The 8474-nt window shown below is 50.2% G+C and carries 5 protein-coding genes and 1 pseudogene; 4 read left to right on the top strand and 2 right to left on the bottom strand.

What is annotated here, in order from left to right; translation table 11 throughout:
• Nucleotides 1-1457: M20/M25/M40 family metallo-hydrolase (locus tag BUE76_RS08590; protein WP_317043376.1), on the top strand; the 1457-nt coding region annotated here is incomplete at its 5' end.
• A 79-nt stretch (nucleotides 1458-1536) separates the two neighbouring features.
• Here the strand turns inward: BUE76_RS08590 and BUE76_RS08585 are convergent.
• Nucleotides 1537-2967, bottom strand: a complete 1431-nt coding sequence (locus BUE76_RS08585) for an ATP-binding cassette domain-containing protein (protein ID WP_073044000.1) — start codon at nucleotides 2965-2967, stop codon at nucleotides 1537-1539.
• Between the two features lie 60 nt (nucleotides 2968-3027).
• Here BUE76_RS08585 and BUE76_RS08580 point away from each other — a divergent pair, with 60 nt between their 5' ends.
• A complete protein-coding gene (locus tag BUE76_RS08580; RefSeq protein ID WP_073043998.1) occupies nucleotides 3028-3480 on the top strand; it encodes a GNAT family N-acetyltransferase in 453 nt (150 codons plus the stop codon).
• Between the two features lie 108 nt (nucleotides 3481-3588).
• The gene (locus tag BUE76_RS08575; protein ID WP_073043996.1) at nucleotides 3589-3939 is read left to right on the top strand and encodes a hypothetical protein; all 351 of its coding nucleotides are present in this window, start codon (nucleotides 3589-3591) and stop codon (nucleotides 3937-3939) included.
• Nucleotides 3940-4333: 394 nt separating this feature from the next.
• Here BUE76_RS08575 and uvrA read toward each other — a convergent pair whose 3' ends face one another.
• A complete protein-coding gene (gene uvrA, locus BUE76_RS08570; RefSeq protein WP_073043994.1) occupies nucleotides 4334-7213 on the bottom strand; it encodes an excinuclease ABC subunit UvrA in 2880 nt (959 codons plus the stop codon).
• Nucleotides 7214-7549: 336 nt separating this feature from the next.
• Here uvrA and BUE76_RS08565 point away from each other — a divergent pair.
• A pseudogene (locus BUE76_RS08565) lies at nucleotides 7550-8474 on the top strand (hypothetical protein); the annotation flags it as partial.

Genomic DNA, 8474 nt, shown 5'->3' with positions numbered 1-8474 from the left:
CCTTTCCCGTCTTTCCCGTCTTTCCCGTCTTTCCCGTCTTTCCCGTCTTTCCCGTCTTTCCGGACTTCAAACTCTTCTTACCTTCCGCACTCATTACACTCCACATGAGCAAACACATCATCCCTGCCCTGCTGGCGCTGTGCAGCCTCCAACAAGTACAAGCACAAACCGTGGTACACCGCGATGCGGAAATTGAAGCCATGGTCAAAGAAGTTTCTTCCGATTCGCTGAAAGCCTATATCGACAAACTGGTAAGTTTTGGTACCCGTCATACCCTTTCTGCGGCTACCGATAAAAAGCGTGGTATTGGTGCTTCCCGAGAGTGGGTGGTAGAAAAATTTAAGGAGTGGGGCAAGGCATCCAATGGCCGCATGACGGCTTTTGTAGACACAACTACTCTGCAACCTGATGGTCGCCGTGTGAACACCCCCACCCTGCTGGGCAATGCCATGGGCATACTCAAAGGCACCGATCCGGCCAACAACCGCGTGTACATCATTTCGGGCCATATTGATAGCCGCGTTACCGATGTGATGAATGCCAAGAGCGAGGCACCCGGCGCCAACGATGATGGCAGCGGTGTGGCTGCTGTAATGGAATGTGCCCGCATCATGAGCAAGCACAATTTTCCTGCAACCATCATTTTCGTTGCGGTGAGCGGCGAAGAGCAAGGTTTGCTGGGTGCAGGCTACCTGGCCGAAAAAGCAAAAAAGGAAGGCTGGAATATTGATGGACTGCTCAACAACGATATCATGGGCAGCAACAACAGCAGTGAAACCAATATCATCGATAACACAAGGCTGCGGGTGTTCAGCGAAGGCATGCCTGCCTTTGAGCTGGATAAAGCGGCAGCCAGCATCCGCAATATGGGACAGGAAAATGATGGCCGTCCCCGCCAGCTGGCACGTTATGTAAAAGAAGTGGGTGAACGCTATGTAGACAATCTGGAAGTGATGCTCATCTACCGCAACGACCGCTTCCTGCGGGGCGGCGATCATACACCATTCGTGCAGCGTGGTTTTGCAGCGGTGCGCCTTACGGAGATGAACGAAAATTTCAACCACCAGCACCAGGATTTGCGCACCGAGAAAGGTATTGAATACGGCGATTATGCCAGGTTCATGGACTTTGAATACCTGCGCAAGAACACGGCTGTAAACCTGTCCACGCTGGCCAACCTGGCAAAAGCACCCGCCATTCCGCAGGAAGTAAAAGTGGATGTAAAAGAACTCACCAACAGCACCTACCTGTATTGGAAAGCGCCCAAAAGTGGCAACCCTTCTGGCTATTATATCCTGATGCGGGAAACCAGTGCACCCATGTGGCAGAAGAAATTCTTTACCAAAGAAACCAGCATCAGGCTGCCCTATTCCAAAGACAACTACTTCTTTGCCGTGCAGGCGGTAAGTGCCGATGGTAATGAAAGCATGCCGGTGATTCCTGCGGTAGGACGTTAGGATTGCAAATCGCTGATGTATTATCTCGGATCTCGGTAGCTGCATCCAGCTTCCCAGATCCGCGATCATACATCAGCGATCATACATGCGCGATCACCTTGCCCTCTTCCAGTTTTAAATGAAAAGTCACCGCCTCCGGAAGGTCTTCGGTGTAGTGGGAAACAAAGATCATTGTTTGCTGCGTATGGCTGCAAATAGCATCAATGATGGCACGGAACTGCGCTGCCTGCTGTTCATCCAGGCCTTGCAAAGGTTCGTCCAGCACCAGCAATGGCGGTTGTTTCACCAGCGCCCTTGCCAGCAGCACTAGGCGTTGCGTACCCAGTGGCATCTGCCACAACAGCTTGTTGGCATAGACATCCAACGATAGCAACTGCAGCCAATCCTTCACATTCTTACGTTGTGATTCCGTCACGGGCCGGAACAACCCGATGGTATCAAACAACCCGGATGCCACCGTATCAGACACCGTGGATGTTTTATCAAAATTCAGGTGCAGCTCGGGCGATACAAACCCTATATTTTTCTTGATATCCCAAATGGTTTCACCACTTCCGCGCCTGCGGTCGAAGAGGTAAATTTCATTGGCATATGCCTGCGGATTGTCGGCAGTAATCAAACTAAGCAAAGTTGATTTCCCTGCACCATTGGGCCCCGATAGCGACCAGCGCTCCCCGCGCCTTACTTCCCAGTTGATGTGTTGCAATACCTGTTTGTCACCATACCGGACATTCACATCCACCATTCGTACAGCCATAGTAAAATCAGATATAGCATGGCCCGGCAGGAGTTGTTGCAACAGGGCCGCATTCAGCTGCGGCACTTGCATCCGATAGGTGGCGCGGTATGTTTCGGCAGGCAGCAATTGGCCGCCACCTTTTCCATCCAGCGCCAGCACCAACTGTGCCATTGCAGGTACTTTCGAAGCAGCACAGGAAAACAGGATGGTAAGCCCTTCGCTGGCAAGGTGCACCAGGCTTTCTTCCAGTACAACACGCGCTGCTGTATCAAGACCTGTGAACGGATTATCCAGCAACAAAATGCCCGGTGCATCCATCAGCGCCTTTGCCAGTTGCAACCTTTTGTTCTCGCCATTGGAAAGGTGGAGCAAACGGCGGTGGAGCAGTGTATCCAACCCAAAAAGGATTCGGATGTTTTGCATTCTTTCATCTGTATCAGTTGCAAACAACTGGGGCAGTTCCGCTTCTACGGTTAGGGCATCATCAGCGTCAAAGGAATTGAAGCGTTGCTGGTAATAAAAAGTATCGGTATGCGACAGGTTGCGAAACTGGTGCTGCTGTGCTACCAGGGCCAGTTTGACACCTTCCTCCAAGTGGATCGTACCACTGTAAAAAAGCTTACCTGAAAGGGCCTCCAGCAAGGTTGTTTTACCACTACCCGAAGGGCCGGTAATTGCGACAATTGCTCCTTTAAGCAAGGAAAAATTAAGATCATGCAACACGGAATTGCTTCCTCTTTTTACCGACAGTTGCTGTACCTGTAATATCATGATGTTTCAGATGGCGAAGTCCGTATGTCAGACTTACATTTGCTCGAAAATACGTAGCCCATGTTGCAATGGAATTGCAAAAGATTTGAGGAACTAAGTCCCGCTGAACTGTACGCACTGCTCCGCCTGCGTAGCGAGGTATTTGTGGTGGAGCAAAACTGTGTGTTCCTGGATATGGACAATATGGACCAGGGCTGCTGGCACCTCCTGGGCACCAATGAAGCGGGTGAACTGGTGGCTTATACCAGGCTGGTACCTCCCGGCCATATCTACCCCATGGCTTCCATCGGCCGCGTGGTGAGTGCGCCATCAGCACGCCGCACCGGCGCAGGCCGCGAGCTGATGCAGGAATCAATCAAAAAGGTGTACGATTTATTTGGCAAAGGCGATATCAAGATCGGGGCGCAGTACTACCTCAAAAACTTCTACGCCTCCTTTGGATTTGAGCAGGTAAGTGATATTTACCTGGAAGATGGTATAGAACACATATACATGATCCTAAAAGCATCGTAGTACTACCAGGGATATGTACCAAAACGGAAAATATCCCTTTTTTGTGCGCAGCCAGTAGCGGAGCATGTGCTATTTTAGTGTTGAATCCAATCCAACCGAACCACACCTATGAATAAGCTCCTCCTCATCACTGTGCTGGCATGCACGCTGTGCAGCGCAACATCCAATGCGCATCAATTGCCAGGCAAGTCCATAACCAAAGTACAAGTTTGTAAACGCAATAAAATTGCGGTTCGCGTAAGCCCGGTTGCTGCGCAAAAAGGAAGCATAAAAATTGTTTCCACCTGCACCCATCCACTACATTTTTACGTATTTGATCTGGAAGGCACCCTGGTAAGTCAGGCAAAGGTGGCGCCCCGCCAAAGGGCTTTCATCCGCAACCTGCCTGCAGGTGAATTTGCGTACGATGTGTTTATGAATGACGAAGGTGTTGAACAAGGAAAAATCAGCATCAGGTAAAACCCTATTGTGATGATATGAAAGAACTCCGGTACGCGGCGAAACGATTGACCTGATGCTTTTACTGGTTGCCCAACCTAGTCCGTTCCCTATTTCAACCCCGCATCTTTTCAATGACGTTTTGCCGCAGCTACCGGAACATGATTGCTGTATAAAAATTGGGCTGATTAAGCGCTGCAAGCTTCAAGTATCAATGGCGCATAAAACATTTCCGCATCTACAACAGATCAAGTTATAGTTATACCAAGTAACAGAAAAGGAGCAATACTTCTTACCTATAAAAAAGCCGGTACAAATGCACCGGCTTTAGAGAATGATTTAACAACATTGCCATTTGATAAGCAGGATAAACGTCTTACAGCTTGGAGCTAACAGCTTGAAGCTTTTCTTCACACTACTTCAACTCTTCCTTCAGGAACTGCCCGGTAAAGCTTTCCTTTACCTTCAGCAATCCTTCTGGCGTGCCTTCATACAAAATCTGTCCGCCGCCGCTGCCACCTTCAGGACCAAGGTCAATGATATGGTCGGCAACTTTAATTACATCCATGTTATGCTCGATCACCAATACCGTATTGCCGCGATCAACTAACTTGTTGAGGACTTCAAGCAAGTGATGAATGTCTTCAAAATGCAAACCGGTAGTAGGCTCATCGAGGATATAGAAAGTTTTACCTGTATCCTTCTTGGCCAGCTCGGTGGCCAGCTTTACGCGTTGCGCTTCGCCACCGCTCAGGGTTACCGCACTTTGTCCAAGTGTGATATAACCTAGGCCTACATCTGCCAGCACCTTGATCTTGCGATAGAGGTAAGGTATGCTTTGGAAAAACTCCACCGCTTCCTCAACTGTCAGGTCAAGAATATCTGAAATGGATTTGCCTTTATAACGGATCTCCAGTGTTTCGCGGTTGTAGCGTTTGCCATTGCATTTTTCACAATGCACATACACATCGGGCAGGAAGTTCATCTCGATGGTGCGCATACCACTGCCCTCACATACTTCGCATCGGCCGCTCTTTACGTTGAACGAAAAACGGCCTGCGTTGTAGCCACGAATTTTTGCTTCGGGCACCGATGCAAACAAGGTCCTGATCTCGGTAAAGAATCCACAATAGGTTGCAGGGTTGCTGCGCGGTGTGCGGCCAATGGGAGATTGGTCGATTTCGATCACTTTGTCTATATGCTCCAGGCCCTTTACCGCTTTGTGCGGCATGGGGGTCATCCTTGAGCCGTATGCGTGTACCGACAAAATTGGATATAAAGTATCTGTGATGAGGGTTGATTTACCACTACCGCTCACACCGCTTACCACGATGAATTTGCCCAAGGGAAACTTAACGCTTACGCCTTTAAGGTTGTGGCCGGTAACACCTTTCAGTTCCACGAAATTGCCATTGCCTTTGCGGCGCTCTTTGGGTACCGCAATCTCGCGCTGGCCATTGAGGAAAGAGGCCGTTAGTGTATTGCCTGCCAGCACTTCGGCGGGTGTGCCCTGCGCCATGATGCGGCCACCATGCCAGCCTGCTTTAGGGCCCACATCCACCAGGTGATCGGCAGCCAGCATGATGTCTTTATCGTGTTCTACTACCAGCACCGAGTTGCCAATATCACGCAGGTTTTGCAAGGCTTTAATCAGGCGATGGTTGTCGCGCTGGTGCAGGCCTATGGAAGGCTCGTCGAGGATATAGGTAATACCCTGCAGCTGCGATCCGATTTGCGTAGCCAAACGAATACGCTGCGACTCGCCGCCACTTAATGTACGGGAAGGACGGTTGAGCGTGAGATAAGTCAAGCCCACATCCAACAGGAACTGTAATCGTTCGCGGATCTCTTTTACGATCTCGCGGCCAATCACCTGTTGTTTCTCGGTGAGTCTTTCTTCAATGTTTTCAAACCACTCCACCAGTTGCACCAGGTCCTGGTTGCTCAACTCCGCAATGTTCTTTTCGGCTACCTTAAACCAGAGGCTTTCTTTTTTCAAACGGGTACCGCCGCAGGTGCTGCAGGTGGTCAGTTGCATAAAGCCTTCGGCCCAGCGTTGGATGGCTTCCGAAGTACTGGTAGCAAACCAGCGTTTCACCTGGTTTACCACACCTTCAAAATCGCCATCATAGGCGGTATAATCCGGGTCGGCATCAAACTCCCAGGCATCGGGCCCGGGGTCCGATTCACTGCCAAACAGGATAAAGTTCATCACCTTTCCAGGCAGGTCTTTAACCGGTTTGTCGAGGCTGAACTTCATCTTGCGCGACAGGGTTTGCACCTGCTTGAAGATGGAAGCTTCGCGTTCGCCGCCAAGGGGTGCAATACCACCTTCGTTGAGGCTTAAACTATCATCGGGAATCACCGCGGTGCGGTCAACGCTGTATACTTCGCCAAGGCCTTTACAGGTAGGACAGGCACCATAGGGCGAATTAAACGAAAAGGAATTGGGGGAAGGCTCTTCGTAGGAAAGACCGGTATCGGCACACATCAACTGCTTGGAATAAGCAACAGGCTCGTTGGCCCCCTTGCCTTCTTTCTCCAGTGCCACAAACATCAGGTCCTTACCCAGCTTCAGGGTTTGCTGTACGCTTTGGCTGATGCGGACACGCAGGTCGGTGCTCACCTTCATACGGTCAACCACCAGTTCAATGTCGTGGATCTTGTATCGATCCACCTGCATCTTGGGCACCAGGTCCTTGATCTCGCCATCAACACGCACTTTGAGGAAACCTTTTTTACGTACTTCTTCAAACAGTTCGCGGTAGTGACCTTTACGGCCACGTACCAGTGGTGCGAGCAGGGAAATTTTCTGGTCGACAAAACGCGTAAGGATGTTGTTGACGATCTCGTCCTCGCTCCACTTCACCATCTTCTTACCCGTATTGTACGAATAAGCTTCACCGGCACGGGCAAAGAGCAGGCGGAGGAAATCATATACCTCGGTAACCGTACCCACGGTAGAACGCGGGTTCTTGTTGGTCGTTTTTTGCTCGATGGAAATCACCGGCGACAGCCCCGTGATCTGGTCCACATCGGGCCGCTCCATCTCGCCCATGAACTGGCGGGCATAGGCGCCAAATGTTTCCATGTAGCGGCGCTGCCCTTCGGCATAGATGGTATCGAAAGCAAGCGACGACTTGCCGCTGCCCGAGATACCGGTAATCACTACCAGTTTGTTTTTAGGAATGGAAATATCGACGTTCTTGAGGTTGTGCTCCCTGGCACCTAAAACTTCGATGTATTCATCGGCATCCACCGGTACAGGTGCCTGCTGCTGTTTTTTTTGTTTCATGAATGCGTTGTAAAAACCGGTCGCGAAGATACGGTAGGATGCCCGCTACGGCGGTAATTTAACAATATAGGACGGGCTTGTCAGGCGGCAGGATGCCCTGGCATTTTTAGCGCTGCTGCCCTGACAAAAGAGAACAAATAAAGCGGCTGTTGGTTGCTTCCCTTAACCTCCGTTTATACTGCATTCAGAAGGTTCGAATTTTTGTTTTCAGCTACCAAACTTTTTTGCTGTATCAGCAATGCAGGTTTGTGAACACCTGAATATCAATGCTTTATTTTTTTGGCACAATATTCTCTAATAGGTGGGCGGAAACAAAAACACCTAATACGTTAACGTATGAAAAGCACCTTATTTTTATCCGCTGCTACCCTGTTTTTTAGCGCCGCTCAGGCCCAGGTAGCCGATACAACCAACCGAAACACCGGTACGACCAACCAAACTACAGGCACTACCCAAACCGTAGGTACAACGGGCACCACGGATAGTGTTGGTGGCAACATGGGTACCGGCACCGCACAAGTGGGTGTAGACAATGCCCGCAGGCTGAACCAATATGGCAGCTACTCTACCCGCGACTCAATTGCGGCCAAGTACAAGTTGCAGCCCATGCCCGGCGCACTGACCATTGAAAAAACTTTCCCGATTTTGGGTACCTACCAGTTGAACACCACACCCGGTGCCGCTGGCATCACAGGTAGCACAGATGCTACTACCGCAACAGGTACTACCGGGACAACAAATACTACCGGCAACACTACCACCGGTACCGTAAACAACAGTGGTAATACCATGAACGCAACCGATGCCAGCGCAGCTTATGGTGCGCAGCAAATTACCATTACCCTCGACTCTGCCAGCAAAGGCATTGTATGGGTGGAAGGTTTGCAGCAAGGCCGCATGAAGGCATACCTGAAAAAGTCGCCTGCTACCTACCGTGTAGTAGCGCAGAAGTCGGCTACTGGTACCGCTATTCCTGAAGGCACCATGCACCTTGATTCTACTACCAATACTCTGCACATTGCACTGGGCGTTCCGTACAACGATGTTGATCCTACCGCCATCTTCGCAGTAAGCGACAGCACCGCAAGTGTAGACAACACTGCAGAAGTAAAAGTGAAGACCAAGGACAGCAAGACCAATAAGACTACCAAATCGAAATCGAAAGTAGTATTCATCACTGCTACTAAGGTAGACGCTGCCATGCAGCAGGATGCTACCCAGCAAGGTACTGATGCCGGTACCATTCAGCAGAATAACCAGC

It is taken from the genome of Cnuella takakiae (genome assembly GCF_001953305.1).
In the GTDB taxonomy this organism is placed as follows: domain Bacteria; phylum Bacteroidota; class Bacteroidia; order Chitinophagales; family Chitinophagaceae; genus Flavisolibacter; species Flavisolibacter takakiae.
The sequence above is the reverse complement of the archived record's forward strand: the minus strand, read 5'-3'. Positions and strand labels throughout refer to the sequence as shown.

What these genes read in the sequence shown, in the direction of transcription:
- BUE76_RS08585 (WP_073044000.1), bottom strand. Translation starts at nt 2,967, where the DNA reads ATGATATTACAGGTACAGCAACTGTCGGTAAAAAGAGGAAGCAATTCC.
- BUE76_RS08580 (WP_073043998.1), top strand. Translation starts at nt 3,028, where the DNA reads ATGTTGCAATGGAATTGCAAAAGATTTGAGGAACTAAGTCCCGCTGAA.
- BUE76_RS08575 (WP_073043996.1), top strand. Translation starts at nt 3,589, where the DNA reads ATGAATAAGCTCCTCCTCATCACTGTGCTGGCATGCACGCTGTGCAGC.
- uvrA (WP_073043994.1), bottom strand. Translation starts at nt 7,213, where the DNA reads ATGAAACAAAAAAAACAGCAGCAGGCACCTGTACCGGTGGATGCCGAT.